At 72.0% G+C, this 26,225-nt stretch carries 28 protein-coding genes; 10 read left to right on the top strand and 18 right to left on the bottom strand.

The genetic code is table 11. From position 1 onward, the window contains the following. Nucleotides 1-71: 71 nt before the first annotated feature. The 8 genes from SROS_RS19855 to SROS_RS19820 all read right to left on the bottom strand — a co-directional run bounded on the left by SROS_RS19855 (nucleotide 72) and on the right by SROS_RS19820 (nucleotide 7,807). Nucleotides 72-461: a VOC family protein gene (locus SROS_RS19855; protein WP_012890740.1), complete on the bottom strand. Its 390-nt coding sequence runs from the start codon at nucleotides 459-461 to the stop codon at nucleotides 72-74. Between the two features lie 92 nt (nucleotides 462-553). Then, the gene (locus SROS_RS19850; protein ID WP_012890739.1) at nucleotides 554-1,873 is read right to left on the bottom strand and encodes an MFS transporter; all 1,320 of its coding nucleotides are present in this window, start codon (nucleotides 1,871-1,873) and stop codon (nucleotides 554-556) included. Next, the gene (locus SROS_RS19845) at nucleotides 1,870-2,475 is read right to left on the bottom strand and encodes a winged helix-turn-helix domain-containing protein (protein WP_043656125.1); all 606 of its coding nucleotides are present in this window, start codon (nucleotides 2,473-2,475) and stop codon (nucleotides 1,870-1,872) included. Before SROS_RS19845 ends, SROS_RS19850 begins: the two co-directional genes overlap by 4 nt. A 193-nt stretch (nucleotides 2,476-2,668) precedes the next feature. After that, nucleotides 2,669-3,685 carry a VOC family protein gene (locus SROS_RS19840; protein ID WP_012890737.1) on the bottom strand — a complete coding sequence of 339 codons (1,017 nt, stop codon included), beginning with the start codon at nucleotides 3,683-3,685 and terminating at the stop codon, nucleotides 2,669-2,671. Between the two features lie 79 nt (nucleotides 3,686-3,764). Beyond that, a complete protein-coding gene (locus SROS_RS19835; RefSeq protein WP_012890736.1) occupies nucleotides 3,765-4,478 on the bottom strand; it encodes a TetR/AcrR family transcriptional regulator in 714 nt (237 codons plus the stop codon). A 384-nt stretch (nucleotides 4,479-4,862) separates the two neighbouring features. Continuing rightward, on the bottom strand, nucleotides 4,863-5,435 hold the full coding sequence (locus SROS_RS19830) for a TetR/AcrR family transcriptional regulator (protein WP_043652395.1): 573 nt from the start codon (nucleotides 5,433-5,435) through the stop codon (nucleotides 4,863-4,865). Between the two features lie 223 nt (nucleotides 5,436-5,658). Next, nucleotides 5,659-6,645 carry a LacI family DNA-binding transcriptional regulator gene (locus tag SROS_RS19825; protein WP_052316976.1) on the bottom strand — a complete coding sequence of 329 codons (987 nt, stop codon included), beginning with the start codon at nucleotides 6,643-6,645 and terminating at the stop codon, nucleotides 5,659-5,661. A gap of 388 nt (nucleotides 6,646-7,033) precedes the next feature. Then, complete coding sequence (locus tag SROS_RS19820) at nucleotides 7,034-7,807, bottom strand: class I SAM-dependent methyltransferase (protein ID WP_012890733.1); 774 nt, start codon at nucleotides 7,805-7,807, stop codon at nucleotides 7,034-7,036. Nucleotides 7,808-8,175: 368 nt separating this feature from the next. Between SROS_RS19820 and SROS_RS19815 the strand changes: the two genes are divergently transcribed. From SROS_RS19815 to SROS_RS19805, 3 genes are all read left to right on the top strand, one after another. Beyond that, entirely contained in the window at nucleotides 8,176-8,403 is a 228-nt protein-coding gene (locus SROS_RS19815; protein WP_012890732.1) for a ribbon-helix-helix domain-containing protein, read from the top strand. Then, the gene (locus tag SROS_RS19810; protein ID WP_012890731.1) at nucleotides 8,400-8,846 is read left to right on the top strand and encodes a hypothetical protein; all 447 of its coding nucleotides are present in this window, start codon (nucleotides 8,400-8,402) and stop codon (nucleotides 8,844-8,846) included. The genes SROS_RS19815 and SROS_RS19810 overlap by 4 nt, the downstream gene beginning before the upstream one ends. 213 nt (nucleotides 8,847-9,059) lie before the next feature. Next, entirely contained in the window at nucleotides 9,060-9,479 is a 420-nt protein-coding gene (locus SROS_RS19805; RefSeq protein WP_012890730.1) for a hypothetical protein, read from the top strand. A gap of 157 nt (nucleotides 9,480-9,636) precedes the next feature. Here SROS_RS19805 and SROS_RS19800 read toward each other — a convergent pair whose 3' ends face one another. The 5 genes from SROS_RS19800 to SROS_RS19780 form a co-directional block, all read right to left on the bottom strand. Then, nucleotides 9,637-9,864 carry a hypothetical protein gene (locus tag SROS_RS19800; RefSeq protein ID WP_012890729.1) on the bottom strand — a complete coding sequence of 76 codons (228 nt, stop codon included), beginning with the start codon at nucleotides 9,862-9,864 and terminating at the stop codon, nucleotides 9,637-9,639. A 247-nt stretch (nucleotides 9,865-10,111) separates the two neighbouring features. Further along, nucleotides 10,112-10,867, bottom strand: coding sequence for a YqjF family protein (locus SROS_RS19795; protein ID WP_012890727.1), 756 nt, complete (start codon nucleotides 10,865-10,867; stop codon nucleotides 10,112-10,114). A gap of 65 nt (nucleotides 10,868-10,932) precedes the next feature. After that, a complete protein-coding gene (locus SROS_RS19790; RefSeq protein WP_043652389.1) occupies nucleotides 10,933-12,588 on the bottom strand; it encodes a serine hydrolase domain-containing protein in 1,656 nt (551 codons plus the stop codon). A 93-nt stretch (nucleotides 12,589-12,681) separates the two neighbouring features. Next, on the bottom strand, nucleotides 12,682-13,347 hold the full coding sequence (locus SROS_RS19785; RefSeq protein ID WP_012890725.1) for a LysE family translocator: 666 nt from the start codon (nucleotides 13,345-13,347) through the stop codon (nucleotides 12,682-12,684). Nucleotides 13,348-14,197: 850 nt separating this feature from the next. Continuing rightward, nucleotides 14,198-14,845 carry a LysE family translocator gene (locus SROS_RS19780; protein ID WP_012890724.1) on the bottom strand — a complete coding sequence of 216 codons (648 nt, stop codon included), beginning with the start codon at nucleotides 14,843-14,845 and terminating at the stop codon, nucleotides 14,198-14,200. Nucleotides 14,846-15,009: 164 nt separating this feature from the next. On the opposite strand from SROS_RS19780, the gene SROS_RS19775 reads away from it, so the two are divergent. Beyond that, nucleotides 15,010-15,636, top strand: coding sequence for a TetR/AcrR family transcriptional regulator (locus SROS_RS19775; RefSeq protein WP_012890723.1), 627 nt, complete (start codon nucleotides 15,010-15,012; stop codon nucleotides 15,634-15,636). A 48-nt stretch (nucleotides 15,637-15,684) separates the two neighbouring features. On the opposite strand, the gene SROS_RS19770 is transcribed toward SROS_RS19775, so the two are convergent. Further along, a complete protein-coding gene (locus SROS_RS19770; protein WP_012890722.1) occupies nucleotides 15,685-16,548 on the bottom strand; it encodes an NAD(P)-dependent oxidoreductase in 864 nt (287 codons plus the stop codon). Nucleotides 16,549-16,642: 94 nt separating this feature from the next. On the opposite strand from SROS_RS19770, the gene SROS_RS19765 reads away from it, so the two are divergent. Then, nucleotides 16,643-17,224: a TetR/AcrR family transcriptional regulator gene (locus SROS_RS19765; protein WP_012890721.1), complete on the top strand. Its 582-nt coding sequence runs from the start codon at nucleotides 16,643-16,645 to the stop codon at nucleotides 17,222-17,224. A gap of 68 nt (nucleotides 17,225-17,292) precedes the next feature. Here the strand turns inward: SROS_RS19765 and SROS_RS19760 are convergent, their stop codons facing one another. The 3 genes from SROS_RS19760 to SROS_RS19750 all read right to left on the bottom strand — a co-directional run bounded on the left by SROS_RS19760 (nucleotide 17,293) and on the right by SROS_RS19750 (nucleotide 20,172). After that, nucleotides 17,293-18,390, bottom strand: coding sequence for a winged helix DNA-binding domain-containing protein (locus tag SROS_RS19760; RefSeq protein ID WP_012890720.1), 1,098 nt, complete (start codon nucleotides 18,388-18,390; stop codon nucleotides 17,293-17,295). A gap of 390 nt (nucleotides 18,391-18,780) precedes the next feature. Further along, nucleotides 18,781-19,578, bottom strand: a complete 798-nt coding sequence (locus tag SROS_RS19755; RefSeq protein WP_012890719.1) for a GNAT family N-acetyltransferase — start codon at nucleotides 19,576-19,578, stop codon at nucleotides 18,781-18,783. A gap of 48 nt (nucleotides 19,579-19,626) precedes the next feature. Beyond that, nucleotides 19,627-20,172, bottom strand: a complete 546-nt coding sequence (locus SROS_RS19750; RefSeq protein ID WP_012890718.1) for an MOSC domain-containing protein — start codon at nucleotides 20,170-20,172, stop codon at nucleotides 19,627-19,629. A gap of 106 nt (nucleotides 20,173-20,278) precedes the next feature. Here SROS_RS19750 and SROS_RS19745 point away from each other — a divergent pair, with 106 nt between their 5' ends. Together SROS_RS19745 and SROS_RS19740 are read left to right on the top strand one after the other, a co-directional pair. Beyond that, the gene (locus SROS_RS19745; protein WP_012890717.1) at nucleotides 20,279-21,253 is read left to right on the top strand and encodes a tyrosine-type recombinase/integrase; all 975 of its coding nucleotides are present in this window, start codon (nucleotides 20,279-20,281) and stop codon (nucleotides 21,251-21,253) included. Between the two features lie 17 nt (nucleotides 21,254-21,270). Then, nucleotides 21,271-22,032, top strand: a complete 762-nt coding sequence (locus SROS_RS19740; protein WP_012890716.1) for a TetR/AcrR family transcriptional regulator — start codon at nucleotides 21,271-21,273, stop codon at nucleotides 22,030-22,032. On the opposite strand, the gene SROS_RS19735 is transcribed toward SROS_RS19740, so the two are convergent. After that, a complete protein-coding gene (locus SROS_RS19735) occupies nucleotides 22,010-22,546 on the bottom strand; it encodes a GNAT family N-acetyltransferase (RefSeq protein WP_012890715.1) in 537 nt (178 codons plus the stop codon). The two genes, SROS_RS19740 and SROS_RS19735, sit on opposite strands and share 23 nt — an antisense overlap. 274 nt (nucleotides 22,547-22,820) lie before the next feature. Between SROS_RS19735 and SROS_RS19730 the strand changes: the two genes are divergently transcribed. The 3 genes from SROS_RS19730 to SROS_RS19720 all read left to right on the top strand — a co-directional run bounded on the left by SROS_RS19730 (nucleotide 22,821) and on the right by SROS_RS19720 (nucleotide 26,139). Continuing rightward, nucleotides 22,821-23,441, top strand: a complete 621-nt coding sequence (locus SROS_RS19730) for an NUDIX hydrolase (protein WP_012890714.1) — start codon at nucleotides 22,821-22,823, stop codon at nucleotides 23,439-23,441. Nucleotides 23,442-23,783: 342 nt separating this feature from the next. Then, nucleotides 23,784-24,434, top strand: coding sequence for a lysophospholipid acyltransferase family protein (locus SROS_RS19725; RefSeq protein WP_012890713.1), 651 nt, complete (start codon nucleotides 23,784-23,786; stop codon nucleotides 24,432-24,434). Between the two features lie 73 nt (nucleotides 24,435-24,507). After that, nucleotides 24,508-26,139: a penicillin-binding transpeptidase domain-containing protein gene (locus tag SROS_RS19720; RefSeq protein ID WP_012890712.1), complete on the top strand. Its 1,632-nt coding sequence runs from the start codon at nucleotides 24,508-24,510 to the stop codon at nucleotides 26,137-26,139. Nucleotides 26,140-26,225: the final 86 nt, after the last annotated feature.

Here is a 26,225-nt window from a genome sequence, read left to right as displayed (position 1 = left end):
GAGGGGGTCGGGCATCGGGTCGGCTACCCGGTCCGGCCGCGATAAACGCCCCCCAGCGGGCCCCGGGGCGATCAGCCCACCTGGTGCAGGCCGATGAGGTTGCCGCAGGTGTCGTCGAACACGACGCTGGTCACCTGCCCGGCCTCCACCGGCTCGGCGGTGAACACCACGCCCAGGCCTGCCATCCGGGCGTACTCGGCATGGATGTCGTCGACGGCGAACGTCGTGGCGGGTATCCCGGCCTCGAAGAGCCCCTGCTGGTAGGTCTTGGCGATCGGGTTGCCGTTGGGTTCGAGGAGCAGCTCCACGCCGTCCGGCCCGGCGGGCGAGGCCACCGTCAGCCACCGGGCGTCCCCGAGCGGGATGTCCTGCCTCTTCTCGAAACCCAGGACCTCGGTGTAGAAGGCGAGCGCCTTGCTCTGATCTTCGACGAAGACACTGGCCACTGCGATTTTGATCACGTTTCCTCCTGCTCCTCCCGCCCCGTTCGCGGGCTGCCGAACATATGAGCGACAGTTTTTCAGTGGCTACTTATATAAGTCAACCCTGAAGTTCACGGGAGAAGGGCAGACGTCACCGACCCGGCGACCGCTCCGTCGTCGCCGGCTCGCGGCATGCCCGGGGACGGCGACGACGGCAGGTCACGGCATCGCCGGATCGGGGAGAACCACAGGAACAGCGCGGCCAGCGGGACGCCCGCCGTCATGATCCACATCGCCGGGCGGACCCCCAGTGCGGCGCCGAGCGCGCCGCCGAGCAGCGCGCCGAGCGGGATGGTGCCGTAGTTGAGGAACGCGGTGCTCGCGGTGAGCCGGCCGAGCAGCCCGGGCGGGCAGTAGCTCTGCTGGAAGCTCGCCTTGATGACGTTGCCGGCCACCACGCCGGCGGAGACGCAGAAACCGCCCGCGACGTACAGCAGCAGCCCCGCGCCGCCGAAGGTGAGCGGGATGAGCACGGCGAAGAGGGCGAGCCCCAGCTCGAACAGCAGCGTCGCGCGGGCGGTGCCGATCCTCGCGGCGACCCGGCGGGCGGCGAAGGCCCCGGCGACCCCTCCGGTGCTCGCCGCCGCGATCAGCCCGCCGACGGCCCCGGGGGCCAGGCCGACATCGCGGACCAGGAAGACCACCAGGATCGACTGGTAACCGACCAGGGCGATGTTGGAGGTGGCCCCGAAGAGCGTCAACGTGCGGAACCACGGGTCGCCGGCGACCAGCCGCAGACCTTCGCCGACCTCCTTGACCAGCGCCCCGGGCGGGCGTTCGGCCTGGGCGGGACGCGGCTCGCGATGCCGGATGCCCGCCAGGCACAGCAGGGACACCAGGAACGTCGCGGCGTTGGCGAACATCCCGTTCACCGCCCCGGCCAGCTGCGCGATCAGACCGCCGGAGCCGATCCCGGCGATCTGCGCGGCGGAGGCGCTTCCGTGCAGCTTGGCGTTGCCTTCGGGCTGATCGGCGGGCTCCAGGATGGAGGGGAGATAGGCGCTGTAGGCGGTCTGGAAGAACACCGCCGCCGTGCCCGCCAGCAGGGCGACGGCCAGCAGCAGGCCGATGCTCAGGAGACCGCACCAGGCGGCGACCGGGACGCCGGCGAACAGCAGGAGGGAGACGGCCGCGGCGCCCAGCATGATCGGCCTGCGGCGCAGCCGGTCCACCCAGACACCGGCCGGCAGGGCGATGAGGAGCCAGGGCAGCCAGGTGGCGGCGGAAATGAGGCTGACCTCGAAGGTGCCGGCGTGCAGGGTGGAGACGGCGATCAGCGGCATCGCCACACCGGTGACGGCGGCGCCGAACTTGCCCGCGACCTCACCGCACCACAGCAGCCGGAAGTCGCGGTGACGGCGCAGCAGGCCACCGCGCGCGGTCCCGCTCACTCGCCGCCACGCCCCTTCCGGGGAAACGACTGGATCTGCACGACGACGGGGAGCGCCTCCGGGTCGGGCTCGGCGTCCGGATCCGGGGCGTGGCGCTCGACGACGGCCGTCAGCTCCTCGTTCAGCGCATGGAGCTGGGCGGGCGTCATCCGCATCTCGGTCCATTCGGAGACGGACCGCGCGCCGCGCCAGCGGTCGTCCCATTCCTCGCCGACGGAGTCGGCGACCCGCCTGAAGTTCCGCCGCACCAGCTCGTCCAGGTAGAGCGAGAGCGCGCCTCGGCTGCCGGGATCCTCGCGGAAGTCGGCGGTGTTGAGGACCGTCCTGCTCGCGACCACCCGCCACCAGCGCTCACGCCTGGTGCCGCGGCCGGTCTCCTCCTCGATGAAGCCGTGCTCGGCGAGGAGGCGCAGGTGCCAGCTGACGGTGCCGGTCTTCTCCCCCAGGCGCTCGGAAAGCCCCGCGGAGGTCGCCGGACCGTCGAGCTTCAGCAGGTCCAGCAGCCGCATGCGCAGCGGGTGCGCCAGCCCGCGCAGGCTGCGGGCGTCGATGACACGGACGGGCCTGTCGGATCCGGCCGGGGGCTCGGGGGCGTCGATCATGCCCGCCAGGGTACAGATGCAGAGGACCCTCTGCATAGAGTGCTCGGCAGATGGTCCTCTGCAAGTAGGTAGGGAGTGCTACCGGCGGCGCATGAGGGTGCGCGACGGTGCGCGACCACCGGAAGTGCCGGGCGACGGCCGTCTCCGGTCCGCGCGGCGGAGCGGGCCGGGGCCGGATGCCGCAACAGACCGATCAAAGCGGGGCGCCATGGCGGGAAGGGGCCCGGCTCTCCTGGCGGAACACGATCGCGACGCCGAGCGCCGCCCCGGCCGGCACGAAGATCTCCCCCGCGGCCGTCCTTTCGAGCGGGACCCCGCTTTCGCGCAGGAGGCGCCCGGTCGCGGCGAGGTCGCGCACCGCCACCGTGTACGCGACGAACGCGGGCAGGGCCGGAGCGCGCTCGCCCGGCAGCAGGCCGGCGAGGGCCGACCCTGCGACCAGGACGACCTTCGCGCCTTCGAGGTCGAACACCCGCACGAGCCCGTCCCGCCGCGCGGGCAGGCCCAGATACCTCTCGTAGCGTCGCTCGACCTCGGGCAGTTCCGTGTCCTCGACGCACATGACGCACTCAAGAAGGCCGACCGCGCCGTTGGGGTGGCCCATCTGCCGCTGCGCGTCGGCCACCTCGGGGGCAGGGTCGCCGGCGAGCCCGACCCTGCCCTCCGGCACGCGGCCCCGCGCCACGCCCGGCTCGGGGCCGTCGATCTCCAGATAGCGGACGGGCTCCATCCGCGTGCCGCCCGCGGTCTCCACCGGGCGCTGCACGGTGTGCACGCCGCCGTGCCCGACACCGTTCGCGCTCAGCCGTACGGCGGCGGCGGCGATGTCGGGCGAGTCGAACATCAGGATGTGCACGCCCTCGAAGCGCCGCAGGCAGGCGGCCAGATTCGCGGCGGTGCCGCGGACCGCCGCCACGAGCCCCGGCAGCCTGTCGTCGGGAACGCGGAGCGGGATCAGACGGGCGTCGGCCGGAACGCGTCCGGTCGCGCCGTCGCCGACGACGGTCACCAGCTCGATGAAGTTACGCGGGAAATACACGTGGGTGTTGGCCGCGCCGAACGGCTCGGGGGACGCGCCGGCGACCGCCGGCAGCGCGGGACACGACGGCGGCGGCAGCGTGAAGCCCAGCCGGCGGTACAGCTCAAGCGCCTGTCCCATGTCCGCGACGACGTGGCCCACGTGATGCAGGCCGCTGACATCGTGACCCATACCGGGGTCACCTCCCGTTCCTGTGTCGAGACGTGAGCCGTCGTGTGGCCGGGGTCCGGCGACACGACGGCTCGCGAGGTCATTCACCGGTGATCCCGCGGGCCGCGTCCCGGTAGTCGAGGGCGAGCCGCTCGAAGATCTCGATCACCTTCGCCGCGGCCGCGGCGAGATCCGCCATGGAGAGCGGCGCCGCGGGCTCGAACGTCCGGCGCAGGGTGTCGGCCAGATGATCGGCCTTGTCCTCCAGCCCGAGCTCGATGCCCGGGGGCAGCAGCGGCTCGATGGCGAAGAAGCCGAACACGATGGTCGGCAGCGAGTAGTCCAGCTCCTCGGGGCGCAGGCCCTCGCGCAGTAGGTGGTGCTCGATGAGCACGCCCAGGTATTCGCGGGAGGCGACGAGCTTGGCGCTCTCCAGCGGCTTCCTGGACGGGCTGGACAGGAACTTGCCCAGCGTCTCGTCGTCCCTGGTGAAGATGGCCCGCAGCACGGGCCTCCGCATCGCCTCCACGAAGAACCGGCGCATGTACCTGTGCAGCGCGATCTGGGCGGGATCGGCCCGCATCGCGGCCACCACCGCCTCGATCATCGCGACCGCCTCCCGCGCACCGACCGCGAGGAACAGCTGCTCGCGCGTGCGCCAGTGCAGGTACACCGTGCCCTTGCCGACGCCGGCGTGTTTGGCGATCTCGTCAATCGTCACCCGCCGGTATCCCCAGCGCAGCAGCAGGTCCTTGGCCGCGTCGAGGATCCGGTCGGCGCGTGCGTCCTGGCCCGCGTGCCGGGGTTCGGCCATGGAATATCTCCTCCATCGTCGCGTGACTGATGACTAATGACTAAATTAGCATTCTGGTCATCAATGCCCAAGCCCCTCCCCGCCCCCTTTCCGTCCTGACGTGACCCCGGCGCGCCTCGACCCCTTTCCGCCACCCCCGTCCTGACGTGACCCCGGCGCGCCCCGGCCCCTTTCCGCCACCCCCGTCCTGACGTGACCCCGGCGCGCCCCGGCCCCTTTCCGCCACCCCCGTCCTGGCGTGACGCCGCGCGTTGCGGGGTGTGCCCGGCCCGGTGGGCGCCCCGCCTCAGGAGGTCGCGCCCGGGCCGGACGGCGGCCACGGCCACGTCCCCCGCCCTACCCCGGCGACGGCCGGATCCGGCCGTCTCTCCGGGGCCGTCTCTCCTAGAGAGCGGGCGCTCCCTGGAGATGGATGCCGTTCTCCAGCGTGCGGATCACGGCAGAGGTGACGTCGTGGCGCGGACGCCTCCCCCTGGCGACCTCCTCGCACCCGGTGTACACCAGCGCCCACAGCACGTGCTCGATCCAGGCGGCGCCCACCTCCGGGTCGAACACCCCCTCGGCCTGCCCCCGCTCGACGAGGTCGATCACCGGCCGGCCGGCCGCGTGGAATCCCCGCGAGAGGTGCGGATCGCCGTACAGGAACCGCAGCCGGTCGCCGACGTCCACCATTGCCGCGACGAGCCTGCGCAGCGCCTCCAGCGGTGGGCCCTGGTCGGGCGCCGCCCCGTTCAGCGACCGGCCGACCTCCTCCAGGGAGTCTTCGACGACCGCTCTGACGAGCTCTTCGCGGTCGGGAAAACAGCCGTCCAGGGTCGTACGGCCGACACCCGCGGCCTCGGCGATGTCCGCGAACGTCGCGGTGCGGTCACGGGCGAGCACTGAGGCGGCCGCGCTCAGGATGGCGCGGCGCGTGCGGCCCCGAGCCCCGGGCCCGGGCGGTGCGGTGCTGCTCACGATCGCACCGTAACACCGGCCTCCCCTGGTGAAAGGCCCGCGGATCTCAAGGGAGTCCCATGCCCTGAAGCGGCGCGCGGCGCCCTCGCACCGCCCGTGGAGGCTCGCGGGGAGGAGCGGGGGCACGGCCGGCGGAACCGTCCGGCATCAGCGGCGGCCGGCCGCATCTGACGGGCAGCCTGCGGGCCAGCCGGGCAGGCGGGCGACCTGCGGGCCGGCATGGTCAGCCGGGCAGGCGGGCGGCCGTGCTCTCCCGCACGACGAGCTCGGGCTCGATCATCCGGTGCGGCGCGCCGGCCCTGCCGTCGATCCGGTCGAGAAGCAGCTGGAAGGACAGGCGGCCGACCTCCGTGAAGTTCTGCCTGACCGTGCTCAGCGGCGGCCAGAGGTAGGCGGCCTCGGGGACGTCGTCGAAGCCGACGACGCTGACGTCCTGGGGCACCTGGCGTCCCGCCTCGCGGAGCGCCCGCAACACCCCGGTGGCCATGTGGTCGTTGGCCACGAAGACCGCGGTGACCTCGGGGTCACGGGCCAGGCGCTTGCCGTGCTCGAAGCCCGAACGGGCGCTCCAGTCGCCGAGCAGCGGCTCGGGGATCTCACGCCCCTCCGCCTCCAGCACCGAGCGCCAGCCCGCGATGCGCCCGCTGGCGTCGATCCAGTCCTGCGGCCCCGACACGTGCCACACGGTCCTGTGCCCCAGGCTGAGCAGGTGTTTGGTGGCTCGCACGGCGCCGGTGACCTGATCCACCGCGGCGACGGGGACGGGGAGGTCGTCTCTCGCGCCGACCACCACCGCGGGAAGGTCGGGAGGCAGGTGGCGCAGACCGTCGGCGGCCGACTCGTGGGGGGCCACGATGACGACGCCGTCGACGGACTGGAAGCGGAGCCGGTCCACGGCCTCGCCGATGGACCGCCGGCTCAGCGCGCTCACGCTCACTATCGTGACCAGGTAGTCCTCCGACCGGGCGGCCTGTTCGATGCCGTGGAGCGTCGAGGCGGGGCCGTACAGGGTGGTGTCGAAGCTGACCACGCCGAGCACCCCGGAACGGCCGGTCACCAGCGAGCGGGCGGCGGAGTTGGGCCGGTAGCTCAGCTCGCGCACCGCGTCGAGAACGCGGGCCCGGGTGTCCGGGCGCACCTTCTCGGGAGTGTTGAGCACGCGGGAGACGGTCATCGCCGAGACGCCCGCCCGCTCCGCGACGTCTTCCATAACGGTGGCCCTCGGGCGTTCTGGGAGCGCCTCGCCGGATACCTGCTGGGTCAACCTGTCCGCCTCATCGAAGTTGTTCCCAGGATATCCGACTGTTTGCGCTAACAGGCCAGATTCACACCACGACGGGACCGACCTCCATCGCACCCACTCGATCTGCGGGAACAAGGGAAATGATCAATTCTCTCCCGACAAATCGATGGTAGCGATAACATAAGTTGACCTACATCGGCGGACCACCGCAGCCGCCAGACCCCTGGGAACGCCGGAAGGGCCCCCGCCGCCCCGCCGGAATGATCGCCACGGCCGGCTGTGACTTAGCGCTTCAGTTGGCGGGAATCGCCCGCTGAAGCGCCAAGTCATGAGAATTGATCGTTACGGGGCGCCGTCAGCCGGCTTCCAGAACGAAGAACAGGAAGCACAGGAACCTCGTGCCGGTGATCTCGCGAAACTCCTCGGGGAACAGTTCGCGGGCTTCCGGCACAAACGGCGGTTCGCTGATGACGCTGATGCGAAAGCCGGCCGCGGCGAAGGCCTCGGTCATCGCGTGCAGCGGCCGGCCCCAGAAGCTCATCTGGGCGGCCTGCCCGCCCATGGTCCATTCTTCGGTCCGGTTACGGGTCTCGAAGTACTTGGGCTTTTCCCCGGCCATGTGCTGCATGAGAGGGATGACGAAAGGATGATCGACCGAGACGAGGAGTCGGCCGCCAGGCCTCAGCACGCGTCGCAGCTCGGCCAGTGTCGGTCCCCAGTCTTCCAGGTAGTGCAGCACCAGGGACGCGGTGACGTCGTCGAACGCGTCGTCGGGGAAGGGCAGTGGGCCGGCCAGGTCGGCGACCCGTAGATCCGCGTCGGCGCCCAGCCGCCGTCGGGCCATCTCCAGCATCCCGGCGCTCGCGTCGACGCCGGTCACGGTGGCGCCTCGATCGCGCAGCGCGGAGAACAGGGGACCCGAACCGCAGCCGACGTCGAGGATGCGCCTGCCGGTCACGTCCCCGGCGAGCTCCAGCATCGCGGGCCGTTCGTAGTACGCGTTCAGGAGGCTGGTCTCGTTTTCGGCCGTGTACCCCTCGGCGATCCTGTCGTAGTCGTTGAATCGCGACGAAGATGCGGCCTCAACATGCTTCTCGGGCATAGCAGACATCAGGCCATTGTGGCCCATCAGTCACGGGCGCCACAGGCGTACAGCCTGGTTGCCGGGATTGAGCGTTTCGATTGGCGGAGATCGCCACCTTGTTCAGTAAGGGTCTGCTCACGCTGCGCTGAAATGAGACGCCCGCATCCTCCCCAAACCTGCGCAACCGCAGCACCGACCCCAACATCTCAATGATCCGACAACGCGCTCACCAGGGAAAACCCAGAAGGCGAGCTCACACTCGGCGACTCGGAAGTTGCACCGACTCCGCCGACTCACCTGCACATCCGCCGGCTCAAGCGCTGATCCGCCGACTGAAGCGCCAAGTCACACGGCCGCCCCGCACGTCGCCGCCCCGTGGACGGCGAGAGTATGACTCAACTACCCTCGCCGGTATGACTAAGCGGATCACGATCTCCCTCCCGGATGATCTCGCGGACGAGGCCCAGGAGTCCGGCAACGCCTCGGGTTACATCGCCGACGCGCTGCGCGAGCAGCGCCGCATCAGGGACGGCATGGCCGCCCTGGAGCGGCTGTGGGGTCCGGGCTGGCAGGACGGCATCACCGACGCCGACCGGGAGCGCGCCAACCGGCTCTTCGACTCCGCGCGGGAGGTCGCGTGACAGCCGAGCCCGAAGGGCTCACCGGCCACGTCCTCGATCTCGACGCGGTCCACCACGTGCTCGACGCCAAGAGCGACTACGGCCGCGAGATCGTCCGGCAGTCGGTCCTGCGCAACACCACCCTTCTCCTGCCGGCGGTGGCCGCGCAGTGTCTGGCCGGCCTCCGCCCCCAGCAGGCCGAGGCCCTGCTCGCGGTGCCGGTGGTGACGATCGGAGGGCTGCCGGCCGCCGACGTCCTGAGCGCGGCCCAGATCGGCCGGAAGATGACGGCGAACCTGGAGCGGCACGCGCCGGGCGTCGCGACCGAGTCCGAGATCGTGGCGGTCCTGGCCGCCGCCCATGCCGTCGTCCTGGCCGAAGCGCGCGGAGGCTGGCGGATCGTCACCTCGGCACCGCACCTGTACGACGACATCGCCGGCGTCCGGCTGGAGATCCTGCCCTGAGCGGACCGGCCGCCCTCCCCCGCGCCTGCGCGCCGCCCTGCGGAAGACCCCCGTACAGCGGCCGCGTACGGTGACGCGGAGCCGCTCCCGGGTCTCCCTGCGCCGCGGGGCATCCGGCCGGCTCATGTTCAAGAAACGATCAATAAGCGGGTGACCTGCGAAAACCGGGGAAGGAGCATGCTTTTACGGCTCTGCCGACCATTGGGAGGACTCATGCGGCTCCTGGCCCGCCCCCATCAGTTTCCGGTCCGGCTCGCCACGGGCGCCTTCATCCTGAATTCGGGGCTGACCCTGGCGGACTCCACCAGGGAGGGGGCCGCCCACATCCACGGGATGGCGTCGACGGCCTATCCCTTCCTGAAGGACATGGACCCCGAGGAGTTCACGCGGTGGCTCGCCAGAGGGCAGATCGCCGTCGGCACGGCGCTGCTGATCCCGCTGGTGCCGTCGCTGCTGGCGGGCGCCGCGCTCACCGCCTTCGCCGGCGGGCTGGTCGGCCTCTACCTGAGGGTGCCGGGCCTGCGGCAGGAAGGCAGCCTGCGTCCCACCCAGGAGGGCCTCTCCGTCGCCAAGGACGTCTGGCTGCTGGGGATCGGCGCCGGCCTGGTGGCCGAGGAGCTCACCCGCGACTGAGCCGGATCGATCTCGCCGGTCCCGGTCCCTCGCGGCCTGCTCGACGGCAGCCGCGCCGGCCGCCCTGACCTGCCGCTCTGACCGGTGGTCCTCCCACCTCGGCCGCCGCCGGCCGGGACCGCGGCGGTCCGGGACGGGCAGCGCGGCCCCGGGCTCGTCACACGATCAGCGCGTACAGCCCCAGGCCGACCCCCATGACGACGATCAGGAAACACGTCCCCGCGAGGAGCCATCCGAGCAGCCGCCGCCGGCCGGTCCGGGCGCCGCCGGCCGCGGCCGACAGGCTCGCGAGGCCGAGCGCGTACAGCGCGACCAGTCCGGCGCCGCCGACGAGGCCGGTCGCCATGACCTTCACCAGGGCGTCCAGGTCGATGTAGTCGTTCATGACGTCGGCTCCTTGCCTGACGCCGGCTCCGCGATCGGCTCCGGATCATTGATGCGCGTCACGGCCGCGTCCTCATCGTGCCCCTGATCACCTCCGATGACGGATAATCCCCACATCCCGCAAAATCCAGGCCTGGCGAGGTCCCTCGCCCGCGTGCCGGGCGAGGCCGTGGAGGTCACCGGCTGCCTTGATCATCCCCGGCCGGGCCACCGCCCGGAGTGGGCCGCCTCCCGCGGCCCTGCCGCGCTCATGCCCGAGGCCGGGCTCCGAACCGGCGGGGCGGGGTGTGGATGTCGAAGTGCAGCCGCCGCTGGGCCAGTATCGAATGGGGCACCGACTCCGGCGTGGTCAGGCCGAGCCGTTCGAAGACGCCGAACCGCGCGGACACCGCCGCGAAGTGCCTGGGACGCATCGGTGGATGCCAGACGCTGTAGGTGCCGGTGTGGCCGTCGCGGTGGCGGTACCAGCCGACGGTGGGATGGGTGAGCATGCTCATCCAGTGGCTCTCACCGGTGAAGCCGTCGATCCACGAGGGGGGCGCGGCGAGTTCGGCCGCCTCGCAGCGGGCGTCGCCGGCGCTCAGCCGCCAGGTCGCCGGCGTCGCGTCCCAGTCCGCGGCGATCTCGATGGGGGTGCGGTGCCAGGGCATGCCCCACAACCGCTCCGGCACGGCGACCAGGGGGTGGTCCAGGCTGGTGCCGAAGAACCAGACCCCGGCCCGTCCTCCCGCGGTGACGTAGGCGCGGTAGTTGATCTGGCCGCAGTTGATCGCCAACGGCGGGCAGAAGCGGAAGTGGAAGTCCCTGTCGCGGAAGGCGACCGCGGAGACCAGGGCCGCGGTGCCGCCGTCGGCGAAGGTGAACTCGACCGGGGCGAAGCCCGCGGGCAGGAGCCGGACGACGGCATCGGAGGGGACCCGGTAGCTGACGATCGCGAAGTCGTCCAGCTCCGTCTCGGCGTGATACCAGCGCGGGCGTGGCCGCGAGGTCCCGTTGAAGGTCATGACAGCAGAGGATAGGCAGGCGCGGACGTGGCGGCATCACGACGCCGCCGGGCGGCCGGGAGCCGTCAGGAGGCGCGCGTGAACGTGCCGAGGCCGGTCCGGTCGAGGTTCTCGACCGTGACCCGGGCCGCCGTGCCGGCGGGCCCGACGGTGAACGTCACACCGGACAGGCCGGCGGCGTTCTCCCCCGCCGTCCGGTAGGCGAACACGTCACCGTCATGGTGGCGCAGCGGGAACCGCATGCCCGCCGGACCGAGCCGCATCACCAGACCACCACCGCCGCCGGGGCCGACCGTGAGGGGACCGTAGAAGTCGTTGGCGTAGGTCCCGGTGTAGGCCCGGTCCGGCCTCGCCGGAGCCGCGCCCGCCGGCGGCCTGGAGTAGTCGGTCTCCGAGCGGTCGCTCCGGGCCGCCTCCGCGAAGACCTCGCCGAACAGGCCGAGCCAGTCGACCGTGGCCCCGCCGTCCTGGGCGACGGCGAGAAAGGTGGCGGACACCGCCTCGGCGGCGCCCACCGGCTCGCCGTTGGTGAGCACCACGATGCCGAGCCGCTCGGACGGCAGCAGCGTCACGGTGGTGGCCGCGCCCAGGGCGAAGCCGCCCGAGTGGCTCAGCCGGAGCCGGCCGTGGTCGTCGTAGCCCACGTTCCAGCCGAGGCCGTAGAAGCCGGCCCGGCCGGCCTGGGCCCTCGGCGGAGCCGAGACGATCTGCGGCAGGTGCGTCCGCTCCAGAGCTGCGGCGTCGATCAGCCGCCTGCCCCCGGCCTCTCCGTTCGCGAGCTGCAGGCTCATCCACCGGGCCATGTCGCGCACGGTCGAGCTCGCCCCGCCCGCCGGTGACTGCGCGTCGGGGTCGCGTGTGTACTTCGCCTGCCACCGGCCGTCCGCCCTGACGTGGGTCACGGCCTTGTCCGCCGCCCGGTCGTAGTCGGCGAAGCGGGAACTGGTGGAGCCCATGCCCAGCGGCCTGTACAGCACCTCGGCCGACAGCTCCTCCCAGGTCGTGCCCTTCGCCTTCGCCACCGCGACCGCCGCCTCGGTGAACCCGAAGTTGGTGTAGGCGTAGACGGCGCGGAAGGGCGCGAGAGGCTCCTGGCGCAGACGCGACAGGATGTAGGCGCGGCCGTAGCCGAGGTCCTCAAGGAGGTCGCCGGCGTGGTCGGGCAGGCCGCTGCGGTGGGCGAACAGGTCGGCGAGGGTCACGTGAGCGCTCACCCAGGGGTCCTTGAGGGCGAATCCCGGGTCGTGCCTGACCACCGGATCGTCCCACGACACCACCTTCTGCCCGACAACCCCGGCGACCACGGTGGAGGCCAGCGGCTTGGAGACCGACGCGAGCTGGAAGACCGTGTCCGGGCCGACCGCTCCGGGCCCGCCGGCCCGCCGGACGCCGAACCCCTTCAAGTACGGCTCCTCGTCCCGGTAGACGACGCCGACCGCCATCCCCGGCACGCCGGTTCTCGCCATCGTGTCCCGGACGATCCCGTCGAGCTTGGCGACGGCAGCGGCGACCTTCGAACGGGTGAGCAGCGGCGGCGGCTGAGGCGGTGGCGTCCGCGGGAGCGTCGCGACCGGGTCCGCCCCGGCCGGCCGTACGCGGTGGGGATCGGCGGGCGCGCCGCCGCCGGCGCAGGAGGACAGCAGTGCCCCCAGGCTGAGGGCCGCCAAGCCGGCCCAGCCCCGGCGTCCGGCCCGCCGCCCCCGGTCACGCCACTCCCCCATGCTCCGCAGGTTAGGCGGTGGGTCCACGCCGTACACGGTCCGCATCCGGCGTGTCGCCGGGCCGCGGACCGCCCGGCCCGCGGCCGGACGGGCTCAGCCGGACTCGGCGGCCAGGCGGACGCCGAAACCGATGAAGACGAGCCCGGTCAGCTGTTCCATGCGACGGCGGACGACCGGCCGGCTCAGGCTGCGCCGCATGAGGCTCGCGGCGAGGACCACAAGCGCGAACCACGCCGCGCCCAGCAGGTTGTGGATGGTGACCAGGAGCAGGGTCGCGGGCAGCACAGGGACGTCCGCGGGGACGAACTGCGGCAGCAGGGTCATGTAGATGACCCCCACCTTGGGATTGAGCAGATTGGTGATGAATCCGGTGCGCATGATCGCCAGCGCCCTGACAGGAGGACCGCCCGTGCCGCCCGCGGCCTCGGCGACTCCGGTGGCTTCGGTGGCTTCGGTGGCTTCGGCCGGGACGGCGCGGCGGGCGTTCCAGAGCGCACGGACGCCGAGCCAGACGAGATAGGCGACACCGGCGATCCGCACGGCGGTGTAGGCGACATCGGAGGCGGCCAGCAGAGCGGTCAGGCCGAGCGCGGTGGCGACTCCCCAGACATAGCAGCCGAGGTTGACCCCCAGCCCCGCCAAGAACCCGGCCCTGCGGCCCGAGGAGACCGTGGTGCGCAGCACGATCACGGTGTCGGGGCCGGGAGAGACGGTGAGAATCAGTGCGACGACCGTGAAGGCGAGGAGGGAAGCGACCACTCCAGAAGTGTAGATTCCCGATGAAATCCACCCCGGCAAGGGGGGCGGCACCCGATCGGCGGTCCTCGAGGTCCACGGCAGTGCTCGGAATGCAGGCCAGCCGGTTGCACGGCGGCGCCCAGAACGCGGGGTAGTGCCTGGAATGCACGGCGGTGACGCCGCCGTCCGCACCCCGTGATCACCTCGCGTCGACGATCGGCGGCGCCGCTCAGCCCCCGATCCCGGTGTGCCGACGGGTTGCGTCCACGGATGTGCTGTACGGGTTCCGCCGATGGCGGGCGGCGATAGCGGCCCCCGTTCCCTCCACTCCACCCCAGGGGTGTCCATCCATGCGGCGCCGTACGGAGTGCTCCCCGCTGCGCGGGCCGAGGGAGGGGGCGGTGCGGGGTTTTTCCTTGATCTGTTGGGATTGGACGTCCTATCGCACCGCCAATCCCAACAGATCAAGGAAAACCCCTGATGACTGCCGCTTGCGGGGCTCATCGGTGCCCGCCCTGCCTCGCCCGGTCCACCACCGCCCCTCGCCAGGCCTTCCCACTCGCTCACCAGGCCTTCTCACCCGCCCATCGGCAGGCCCCTCCTGAGCACCTCCCCCGGACCACGAGACACCGGCCCGCACAGCGGGGCAGCATTCCGTGCGGCGCCGCGCGGATGGGGCGGCCCTGGGCCACTCCACTCACCCCTCGCTGTGCTTTTGACCTTCCACCCCGGTACGGCGCCGCGCCGGTTGACGGCGAACGACCCCGACCCCACCCCCGACCTCGGATACTCGTATCCCACGCCACTGGACGTGACCTTACCGACGGCCGCCGCCGCTCAGCCCCCGATCACCACACTTCGGCGGCCGAGCTCAGGTCGTGATCATCGCGCGCGAGCGGTCGGTGGCGATGCGTAGCGCGAACACCGCCAGCGCGGCACCCATCAGATAGCGCTGCACACGCGTCCAGAGCGGCCGCCGGCCCAGGAACCCGGCGATCGCCCCCGCCGACAGCACGATCATGCCGTTGACCGACAGGGCGATGACGATCTGGGTCAGCCCGAGGACGAGGCCCTGCGCGGCGACATCGCCACGCGCCGGGTCGATGAACTGGGGAAGCAGCGACACGTACAGAATGGCGATCTTGGGGTTGAGGAGGCTGGTGAGCAGCCCCATGGAGAAAAGCCGCCGCGGCGGGTCCACCGGCAGCTCACTCGGCGCGAAGGCCGACTGCCCACCCGGCCGCACCGTCTTCCAGGCGAGCCAGAGCAGGTACACCGCCCCGGCGATCTTGATCGCGGTGTAGACGGCGGGCACCACGGCGAAGAGGGCCGCGATGCCCGCCGCCGTCGCGGTCAGATACACCAGGAACCCCGCACCGACGCCCGCCAGCGAGATCAGGCCGGCGCGACGCCCCTGCGTCACCGACCTGGAGATCAGATAGATCATGTTGGGTCCCGGAGTGAGGACCATCCCGAGGGCTATCGCCCCGAGCCCGATGACAGCGTTGACAGAGACCATGGGCGAATCCTCCCGCGCTCGCCCCCGACGATAGAACGGCCAATTACACAAAATGGCCCTGAACTGGCGAGGGCCAGGTCCGACGGGCCGGAAAAATCCGCAACTCCGAGTTGCGATAGGATGACGACGGCACACGTATCCCGACAAGGCAACTAGGAGTTGCGTTGGAGTCCGGTCCCTCCCCCTCGGATCACGCGCACCCCGTCGGCCGTGGCCCGAAGGTCCGCGCAGCCGTCCTCGCCGCGACGCTCGCCGAGCTGACCGGGGGCGGCTACGCGGCGCTGACCGTCGACAACGTCGCCCATCGGGCGGGGGTCCACAAGACCACGGTCTACCGGCGCTGGAAGGACCGCGAGAGCCTGGTCGTCGACGCGCTGAGCGAGCACATGGCGGCCGACATCCCCGTCCCCGACACCCGTGCCGTCGAGACGGACCTGCGCGAGCTCGCGCGCTCGCTGGTCAGGACGATGACCGGCGCGACCGGCCAGGCCGTCGTCGCCACGATGCTCTCCGACGCCGTCCGCGTGCCGGAGATCGCCGAGCTCCGGCGCCGTCTCTTCGACGACCGCCTCCAGAGGGCGCGGCCGGTCATCGCCCGCGCCGTCGAGCGCGGCGAGCTGCCCGCCGGCACCGACCCCGACGAGCTCCTCAAGACCCTCGCCGCGCCGATCTACTTCCGGCTGCTGATCACCGCCGAACCCGTCGACGAGACCACCGCCGACGACGCCGCCCGGGTCGCGCTCGCCGCCGCGCTCGCGGGAGCGCTCAGCCGCCCGCGCGAGGCCCCCTGAGGACGGTGCACGGCGGAGCCGGACGGGATCGCCGACCGGCTGTCCCGGTCACCGCTTCAGCACCTTGATCAGGCTGGTGAGGCTGTCCTGGCCGTGCCCTGCGGCGACGCCGCGGCGGAAGACGTCCAGGACGGCCGCCGGCAGGGAGCCGTCCACGCCGGACGCCTCCACAGTGTGCAGAACGTGTTCCATGCTGGCCACGCCCATGGCCAGCCGGTCCACGTCCCCCTCGTGGTTGCCCGCGGCGATGCGCGGGGCGTAGAACTCCAGGAAGTAGCGGAAGTCCATGGTCTTCACGGCGTTGGGGAGGAACCGCTCCGCCGAGATGCCGTTGGCTTCGGCCACCGCCTGGGCGTGCACGTAGCTCAGGATGCCCGTCCAGAACATGTCCATCCCGATCTGGTAGAACAGCGCCGCCAGCCCCGGGTCTTCGCCGAGGTGGTCGATCTCCGTCAGCACCTCCAGGGCGGGCCGGTGGGCCTCGATCGCGTCCTCGGGACCGCTGTAGTAGGTCGTGGCCCCCGGCTTGCCGATCCCCGGGGGCGGCACCTGGACCCCACCGGTGATCTGTACGGCGCCGCGCTCGGCCAACCACGCCGCCGCCTGACGCGCCTTCTCGGGGGTGTCGGAGGTGAGGTTGGCCACGGTACGGCCGGCCAGGGCGGCGGAGGGGGCCTGCTCCAGGATGGCGTACATCGCGTCATAGTCGGTCAGGCTCAGCACCACCAGGTCGTTGGCGGTCAGCGCGGCCTCGACGGTCGGCGCGCGCCGGGCGCCGCGGGCCACCAGCCGGTCGGCCCGGGCGGCCGTACGGTTCCACACGGTCACCTCGTAGCCGCCGTCCAGGTAGGCGTCGGCCATCGCCTGCCCCATGGGACCCAGGCCGATCACAGTCACGGACTTCGTGTTCATCGATCTCTCCTCCACGCACTAAAACGAACGCTCTACTTAGAACGAGGACACTAGCATGCGATAGAACGAGCGCTCTATTCACTAAGCTGAGGAGATGGCGACCAAGCACGAGCTCGGCACCCGGGAGCGGATCATCCGGGCGACCTCCCGGCTGATGCAGCGGCAGGGATACGAGGCGACCGGCCTCAAGGAGATCTCCCGGGAGGCCGAGGCCACGCTCGGCTCGGTCTACCACTTCTTCCCCGGCGGGAAGCGGGAGCTGGCGGTCGAAGCCGTCCGCCACGGGGACCGGGAGTTCACCGAGCTCCTGCGCACGGTGCTCGGCCGCATCGACGATCCGGCTGCGGCGATCATCGTCTGCGCCCGCGACCTGTCCACGGGTCTGCGCGACTCCGGCTGGCTCGACGGCTGCCCCGTCACCACCACGGCACTGGAGAGCGCGGGGCGCCTCCCCGACATCCAGCGGGCCGCCGAGGAAGCCTTCGAGAACTGGCGCGGCCTGGTCCGCGACAAACTCCGCCGATCCGGCTTCGACGAGGACGTCGCGCACGATCTCGCCCACACGGTGATCAACACACTGGAGGGCGCGGAGATGTCCGCGCAGGTCTCACAGAGTGAGGCACCACTGGAGATCGCCGGGCGGCACCTCGCCCGGCTCATCGACTCCTATCGGTGACACCCGCGGACAGCTCCGCGCCGGCTCGCGCCGGGTCGCAGCGCCCGTCCGGGCTCTCCGCGGGGCGGTCAGCTGAAACGGATGTCCCGGATCTTCGCGGGCGCGGCGGCGAAGTCCAGCATGCGCATTCCCTCCCGCTCCAGCTCCGCCCGCTCCAGCGCCGACACCGGCTGGAACAGCTCCACTTCGAGCACCGCCTCGTCCCGCTTCCGGACCACCTTCCACAGGCCCCGCACGAACCCGTCCACCAGCACCGTCGCCTTGATGATGCCGTTGACCGTGAAGACCCTCGCGCGATACTCGTCCGCCATGATCCGGGTCCGGGTCCGCTCGCCGAACGACAGCAGCATGTTGTCGAACTCCGACAGGTAGCGGACCGGGGCGGGGGTGTCCGGGCCGGGCCGGGAGGCCTCCGGCAGATCCACCAGCTCCGCGCCCTCCTCGGTCACGAAGCGCGGCAGCCTCATGCCCCCGACGACCTCGCCGAGCCGGGTCAGGCCCGACCACTGCTGGATGTCCATCACCGTGGCGGGACCGTAGGCGGCCAGATAGCGGCGGACCATCTCCTCCAGGGAGGCCCGCCCGTCCAGGGGTCGGCCCAGCCAGGCCTCGGCGCTGGTGTGGGCGGGCAACCCGCCTACCCCCCAGATGCCCCTGGGCGGGACCTGCACCAGCGCCACCGTGTTGCGCACGCCGTTGACCAGGTCGGCCGCGGGGCGCTCCGGCCACCGCTCCCGCAGCCGCTCCCCGAGCTCGCGGAAGGTGAGCGGGGTCTCGTCCACCAGGGCCCGGCCCGCGGCGGCCAGCTCGTCCAGGTCGAGCCCGGCCAGCCCCTTGCCGCGCGCGCTCCCCCGCAGGGCCCGCGCCAGCATCGGCTGGAGCAGCGGGCGCAGGGCCAGGCAGTCGTCCGCGGTGACCAGGTGGATGGTGGAACGCATCAGGACCAGTCGCACCACCCTGCGCCCGTGCAGCAGACCGGCCAGGTCCTCGTGGCCGAACCTGGCCAGGCGGCTCCACAGCCCGATGTAGGGCGGGTTCGGCGCCTGGGCCTGCATGCCGTACAGGTGCCGGATCGCGTCGAAAGCCGACAGCTCCGCCCGGGTCAGCAGCAGCTGCCGGTCCAGGGTGGCTCGGTTGAGCGCGCGCCTGCTGAGCACCTCGGGCATGTGTGTCCTCTCACCGGATTCCGCCGGACACCAGAATATCAGAATGGAATAGTCTGTTCCCAATAATCGGGAGGCCGGGACTCGACCTTGACGTGAAGGTCGACGTCCACCGTCCCCGGCCGGCGGACATCGACGGCGGCCCGCGTACCGAGGCCGCGCGCGTCACCCGGGAGCGTCCGAGCGCCCTCGACGACCGCGTCGAGCGGCCGAGCCGGATCCGCGACCGGCTCGGCAAACGCGTCGTCCCATCCGGCCCGAACCCGTCATCCCATCCGGACCGGTCATCCCACCCGGCCATCCGGACCGGTCATCCCACCCGGCCATCCGGACCGGTCATCCCACCCGGCCATCCGGACCGGTTGTCCCACTCGGTCCGGTCGCCTCACCCGGTCAGACGGTCGGCGGCACCCACACGTAAGGCGTCGTCGTCGCGATCGCCTCCAGACCCAGCCTGGCCAGGATCGGGCGGCTGTCATCGGAGGCGTCCACCTGCACCAGCCGGAACCCCCGCGCTACCGCCAGCCCCGTCCGATAGGCCACCATCGCCCGGTAGATTCCCCGCCCCCGCCACTCCTTCAGCGTCGAGCCACCCCACAGCGAGACGAAGTCCGTGCCCTCGTGGAAGCGCATCCACGCCGCGCACACCACCCGCTCGCCCGCTTCGGCCACCACCACCGCGCACCGGTCGCCGGGTCCGGCGATGTCGCGCTCCAGGAGGTCGGGCAGCCAGCTCCGGTCGGCCTCCCAGACCAGCTCCTCCATCTCCCGGATCCGCTCCAGATCGGCCCGCCCGGTCACCTCCCGCAGCCGGACCCCCTCCGGGAGCACGGGGGACGTGGCCAGCGCGGCCGCCTCCCCGACCATGACGGTCTCCTGCTCCTCGGCCTCGAACCCGGCCGCCGTCAGTCGCTCGGGCAGGTCCACCGGCCGGTCGTAGCCGTGGTACTTCCACTCCACCGGCCGGCCGATCCCGGTGAAGAAGTCACGCTGACCCGCGATGAACGCATCCAGCTCGGCGCCGTCCAGCCCGCCCAGATCCCGGTAGGTCAGGAATCCCTGCCCGTACCCGTCGGAGACGACCCGGAGCACCGGCCCGACCCTCTCGGCCGTACGGCCGGGCACCGGCCTGGCCCGTAGCTGCTCGTCATAGGCGCGAAGGTAGGCCGGAGCCCGCGATGAGGTGTCCATTGCGCCCACCCAATCACAGAGCGGCCCTGCGGACATCGAGCGGCCAGGCTAGACCCGGTCCAGGGGCCGGTGCGGCGGCGGCGGCAGCTCGACCTCGATCGCGTCGCCGGGCCGCACCTCGCCGCCGGCGACCACCACGCCCATCACCCCGGCCCTGCGGATCAGCCGGCCGGCCTCGTCCCGGCCCACCACCTGCCGGAGCAGGCCCGGCCGGAAGGCGTCGATCTGCAGGCAGGGGTTGCGCAGTCCCGTGATCTCGACCGTCGCCACGCCGCCCAGCCGCAGCAGCGCCCCCACCGGGAGGCCCAGCAGGTCGACGCCCCGGGTGGTGATGTTCTCCCCCAGCTGCCCAGCCGCCACGGAGAATCCCGCGCCCTCCAGCTCGTCGTGGAGCTCGGCGGGGATCAGGTGCACCTGGCGCAGGTTGGGCTGGGTCGGATCCTGGGCCACCCGGGACCGGTGCCTCACCGTCACCCCGAGGTGCGCGTCGCCTTCGACGCCGAGCCCGGCCAGCAGCCGGATGCCCGGCCGGCGGGTCTTGCCGAAGGTGTGCGTGGCGCTGAGGCTCACCGCCGTCACTCGTCCGTCCGTCATGAGATGATCCTGCCCCGTTCCCGCGTGGCCCGCATGTTCATGATCGTTTTTATCCAGCCGGACGCCTTTACGATGTAGATTAACAAGAGTGGATAGGGTCGGCGGCGTGAACGTGCCAGCCGTACCCGAGTCGCCCCGGACCCCCGTCGAGCCCGCGCGGGACCCCTACCAGGTCTACCTCGACTCCCTGTCCAGCGCCGAGTCCCGCCGCGCCATGCGCGGCTGCCTGGACCGCCTGGCCGCCCTCGTCTCCGGTGACGAGGTCTCCTCCGGGGCGGGCCGGCCCTGGCACCTCCTCCGCTACGAGCACACCGTGCGCATCCGCGCCCTGATGACCGAGCGCGGCTGGTCGCCCGCCTACGTCAACAAGCACCTGGTCGCGCTGCGCAGGGTGCTGCGCGAGGCCTGGCGGCTCGGCCAGATGACCGCCGAGGAGTACCAGCGCGCCGCCGACCTGCCGACCGTCGAGCACACCCGCCTGCCCACCGGCCAGCACGTCCCGCCGGAGGTCGTGGGCGCCGCGCTGGCCGCGTGCGACCGCGACGACTCCCCCGCCGGGACCCGCGACGCCGCCCTGCTGGCGGTGCTCTACTCCACCGGCTGCCGCCGCGCCGAGATCGCCGGGATGACGCTGGGCGACTACGACCCCGGATCGCGCTCGCTGCGGGTGCGCGGCAAGCGCGACAAGGAGCGGATGGTCTATCTCACCACCGAGGCCGTCGGCCGGCTGGAGCGCTGGCTGGCCGTACGGGGGCGTCCGGCGGGGGCGCTGTTCTCCCCCATCGGCGCCTCCGGGCGGCTCCGGGTCAGGGACGGCGGGCCCGCGCCCATGACGGGGCAGGCGATCGCCGACATCCTGGCCAGGCGGCTGGCCGAGGCGGGAGCCATGCCGCGCACCCCGCACGACTTCCGACGCACCTTCATCGGCGAGCTGCTCGACGCCGGCGTGGACCTGGCCACCGCCCAGGCGCTCGTCGGCCACTCCTCACCGGCCACCACGGCCCGCTACGACCGGCGCCCCGAGCGCCGCCGCCGCGAGGCGGTCGACAGGATCACCCTGCCCGCCCCCAAGCCGCTGTGACCGATAGGCTCACCCCGATGGAACACAGCAGCAAGGGGGATCCGGCGCGCAGCCTGGCGCTGCTCTGGCGGACCAGTGAGCGGGCCAGCCGCAAGGGCAAGCCCGACCTGAGCGTGGACCGGATCGTGCGGGCCGGGATCGAGATCGCCGACACCGAGGGGCTGGCCGCGCTGTCGATGCGCCGGGTCGCCGAGCGGCTCGGGGTCGGCACCATGTCCCTCTACACCTACGTGCCCGGCAAGGCCGAGCTGCTCGACGTCATGCTCGACACCGTGTACGGCGAGACGGCCCGCCCCCGGGACGTCTCCGGGGGCTGGCGGGCCCGGCTCGTGCTCGTCGCCCGGGAGAACTGGGAGCTGTGCCGCCGCCATCCGTGGATGCTCCAGGTCGACACCGGGCGCCCGCCCCTGGGCCCCAACCTCATGGCGAAGTACGACTACGAGCTCAGGACGATCGCCGGCACCGGCCTGACCGAGGTCGAGATGGAATCGGTGCTCAGCCTGGTCCTGGGTCACGTGCACAGCACCGTGCGCGGTGCGGTGGCGGCCTCACGGGCCGAGCAGGAGACCGGCGTCACCGACGAGCAGTGGTGGCAGGCCCACCGGCCGGTCTTCGAGAGGATCTTCAACCCGGCCGTCTATCCGACGGCCGTCAAGGTCGGCGGGGCCGTGGGCGAGACCTACCAGGCCGCCTACGTCCCGCCCGAGCACCTCTTCGAGTTCGGCCTGGAACGGCTGCTCGACGGCGTCGAGATGCTCATCGCCAGGCGTCGCGGCTGAGACGGTAGAGCACGTGCGGCCGGACCCGGCTGTCGGCGGGGACCCGCGGGTGGTCGAAGTCGTCGGCCGGATCCCTGGTCATGCCGAGGCGTTCCATCACCGCCCGGGAGCGCAGGTTGGCCACCGCCGTCATGGAGACGATCTCGTCCTGCCCCGCCGGGCCGAAGCCGTACCCGATCGCCGCCCTGGCCGCCTCGCTCGCGTAGCCCCGTCCCCAGGCGGAGCGGGCGAGGCGCCAGCCGACCTCCAGCGCCGGGGTGAAGTGCGCCTCGAACGTCTGCCACGCCAGCCCGGTGAAACCGACGAACTCCCCTGTCGCACGCACCTCCAGCGCCCAGAGCCCGTAGCCGTGCTCGTCGAACGCCGACTCGATCCGGTCCACCATGGCGTCGGACTGCTCGCGGGTGAGCGGCGCGGGGAAGTGCTCCATCACCTCGGGGTCGGCGTTCAGCTCCGCGAACGGGCGCCGGTCGGCCTCCCGCCACCGGCGCATGATCAGACGTTCGGTCTCCACGGAAGCCCCTCCTCCGGATCGGCGGCTCCGGCGGCGGCCGCGCGCCGGACGTACGTCATGGGAGCATACGGAACCGGCCGGCTCCCGTAGCCGCCCCTCCCCCGGCCCCCTCTCCCGCCGGCCCGCTCCGGCTGCCGCTCCTCGACCGGCGTCCCCGGACGGACCGCTCCCCGGACTCCCCGGACGGCGCCCTCGGCCGGCCCGCTCGTGGGGCGCCGCCGGACCGCGGCGCCCGGTCTCCACGGCGGGGGACGCGTGTGCGATCGTGGCGGCCATGGCCCTGCTTCCCCCGATGGACGAGCTCCGCTCCCGCGTCACCGCGAACCTGGCAGGGTTCCGGCGGCAGGGGGCTCTCCCCCTCGCCGAAGGCCTGCGGCACGCCGCGGTGACCGTGTGCGTGCTGGAGGACGACGGGCGCGGGCCGTACACGATCGTGATCAGGCGGGGCGCCCACGGCCGCAACCCCGGGCAGTGGGCACTGCCCGGGGGCAGGCTGGAGGAGGGCGAGGACGCCGTGACGGCGGCGCTGCGGGAGCTGGAGGAGGAGGCCTCGGTCCGGAACGTGGAGGTGGCCGGGCTGCTGGACGACTTCGTCGCCGACTCCGGATTCGTGATCACTCCGGTGGTGGCGTTCGGCGGGCGGCAGCGCCCCCGCCGCGACCCCTACGAGGTGGCCTCCGTCCACCGGGTGCCGCTGGAGCGGTTCCTGGCGCCGGGGGTGCCGCGCTGGCGGACGGACGAGGAGGGGCGGAGCCTGCTGCAGATGCCGCTGGGCCCCTCGATCGTGATCCACGCCCCCACCGGGGCGATCCTGTGGCAGTTCGCCGAAGTGGCCCTGAAAGGCCGCGACCTGCGGGTGGCGGGAGTCGCCCAGCCGCACTGGACACGCCGGTGACCCGATGTGGAATAACTACCGGCGGAGGTCGGTTACAGTAATCGTGCCGATGTGGTTTGTGTCCCCCGGGCCGCAAATTACCGCCTTCACGGAATACCGTTCGGCTGGAGCCGTGTTGTGCCTCTCGCCGAGGAGGCGACCGCCACATCGGCACTAAACGTCTACGCCCCATGAGCGCCCCGGCCCTCATGGGGCGTTTCGTTTTTCCTGGCCCCGCCCTGAGACGGAAGCGGGGTTTGGAGAAGGGCTACAAACGTCGAGGCCCTGCTTGTGCGGATGCGCACAACCATCGGCCGTCAGGCAACCACCTAGTGTGGTGAACCCGTCCCATGAGGAGAGCCCGTGCTCTATCGCCTGACCAAAATCGTCAGCGCCCCCTTCCTCCACCTGCTGTGGCCCACCGAGGCCACCGGGGTTGAGCACGTGCCCGGGTCTGGTCCGGCCATCCTGGCCTCCAACCATCTGTCCGTCCTCGACTCGACCTTCCTGCCCCTGGTGCTCCCGCGCCAGGTCCGCTTCGTCGCCAAGGCCGAATACTTCACCGGCAACCCCGTCACCGCGATGTGGATGCGGGCCACCGGCCAGATCAGCATCGACCGGCAGAGCCCCACCTCGGCCCAGGACATGCTGGACGCGGCCGCGCAGGTGCTCAGGGACGGCGAGCTGTTCGGCATCTATCCCGAGGGCACCCGTTCCCCCGACGGCCGCCTCTACCGGGGCAAGGTCGGAGTCGCCTGGCTGGCCCTGGCCACCGGCGCGCCGGTGATCCCGGTGGCGATGAGCGGCACCGACAAGGTGCTCCCGATCGGTGCCTCGGTGCCCGCGCTGGGCCGGGTCGGGGTCCGGATCGGCAAGCCGCTGACGTTCACCGGATCGGAGACCAGCGCGCGCGACCGGCGCGAGGTGACCGACGAGATCATGACGGCGATCCACGAGCTGTCCGGGCAGGAATACGTGCCGAGCTACGCGCCCAGCCGCTCCCGGAGCAAGTGATCATTTACGGGAACGCGGTGCCTTGACCGCGCTAGGCTGCGGCCCTTGGGGCTAGAGGACTGGGGGTAGTCAGATGCAGCGTGGCAAGAAGATCGCGATCGCCTCGGTGGCCGTCGTGCTGGTGGCGGGGGCTGCCGGGGGTGGGGCCTGGTGGTTCCTGCACACCCGGGGCACCCCCCAGGAGACCGCCCAGCGCTTCACCCAGGCCTGGCAGCGCGGCGACCTGGCCGCCATGCGCGCCGAGCTCTCCGCGGCCGATCCCGCGTTCGGCAAGATCTACGAGGACATGCGCAAGAACCTCGCGGTCGAGGGCACCGCGGTGCGGCTGGACTCGGTGCGCGAGACCGGCGACGGCACCGGCCAGGCCGCCTACACCGCCACGCTGAAGCTGAGGAACGTCGGCGAGTGGAGCTACGCCGGCGTCCTGGACCTGGCGGTCGTCGACCGCAACTGGCGGGTCAAGTGGTCTCCCGCGGCCGTGCACCCCGACCTGACCGCCGGGGCCACGTTCGCGCTGAAGGCCAAGTGGCCGGAGCGGGCGGCGATCACCGCCGCCGGCGGCGACCGCATCGACGGCGGCGACGTGGGAGGCTCGGTGCAGCAGCTCGTCGGGTATCTGGACAAGGCCACCGAGAAGGACCTCACGAAACTCGGCTCCTCCTACAAGGTGGGCGACGCGGTCGGCCGGGGCGGGTTGCAGGAGACCTTCCAGCGGCGCCTGGCCGGCACGCCCGCCACCGAGATCCAGCTCGTCGCCGCCGACAAGAAGACCGTCAAGCCCATCCACAAGATCGAGGGCGAGAAGGGCGAGGCGCTGGAGACCAGCCTGGACCTGCGGATCCAGCGGGCCGCGGCCGACGCGGTCCGCGACCTGAAGCAGACCGCCTCGCTGGTCGCGATCAAGCCGTCCTCCGGCGACATCCTCGCCGTGGTCAACAACAAGGGTGGCTTCAACCGGGCGCTGGACGGCAACTACCCTCCCGGTTCGACCTTCAAGGCGATCACCGCCGTCGGGCTGCTGGAGGCCGGGATGACCCCCGGCGAGCGGGTCACCTGCCCCAAGGACGTCAACATCGGCGGCCTGCCGATCCGCAACTCCCACCACGCCGGATACGGGGCGGTGACCTTCTCCGACTCCTTCGCCTACTCCTGCAACACCACCTTCGCCCCGCTGACCCAGGAGCGGCTGGGCGCGGACAAGCTGCTGCGCGCCGCGGAGCTGTTCGGCTTCAACAGGCCGCTCAGCATCGGCGTCCCGGCCGCCAAGGGCAGCTTCCCCAAGGCGCAGGGCGACGCGGACCTGGCCGCGGAGTCCTTCGGCCAGGGCCGGATCACCGCCAGCCCTCTGCTGATGGCCTCGGTCGCCGCCGCCCTGGCCGACGGCACCTGGCGACCGCCGACGCTGGTCCCCTCCGTCCAGCAGAAGTCCGAGCCGCAGGAGCTCCCCGAGGGCGTCACGCCGCAGATGCACCGGATGATGTCCGCGGTGGTCACCAAGGGCACTGCCAAGGACGCGGGCCTGCCGTCCGGCACCCGGGGCAAGACCGGCACCGCCGAGTACGGCCCGCAGGGAGCGCTGAAGACCCACGCCTGGTTCATCGGATTCCGGGGCGACCTGGCCTTTGCGGTCATCGTGGAGGAGGGCTCGGGCGGCGGCGCGGTCGCCGCGCCGGTGGCCGCGCGGTTCCTGCGCGGCCTGGGCTGACGACGCCGCCGGCGCCCTCCCGGGCACGCGTCGGCCCCGTGAGCGCCGGGGTGCCGGGAGGGGGCGCGGCCGTCCCGTGAACGCCG

This window comes from Streptosporangium roseum DSM 43021 (genome assembly GCF_000024865.1).
In the GTDB taxonomy this organism is placed as follows: Bacteria; Actinomycetota; Actinomycetes; order Streptosporangiales; family Streptosporangiaceae; genus Streptosporangium; species Streptosporangium roseum.
The sequence above is the reverse complement of the archived record's forward strand: the minus strand, read 5'-3'. Positions and strand labels throughout refer to the sequence as shown.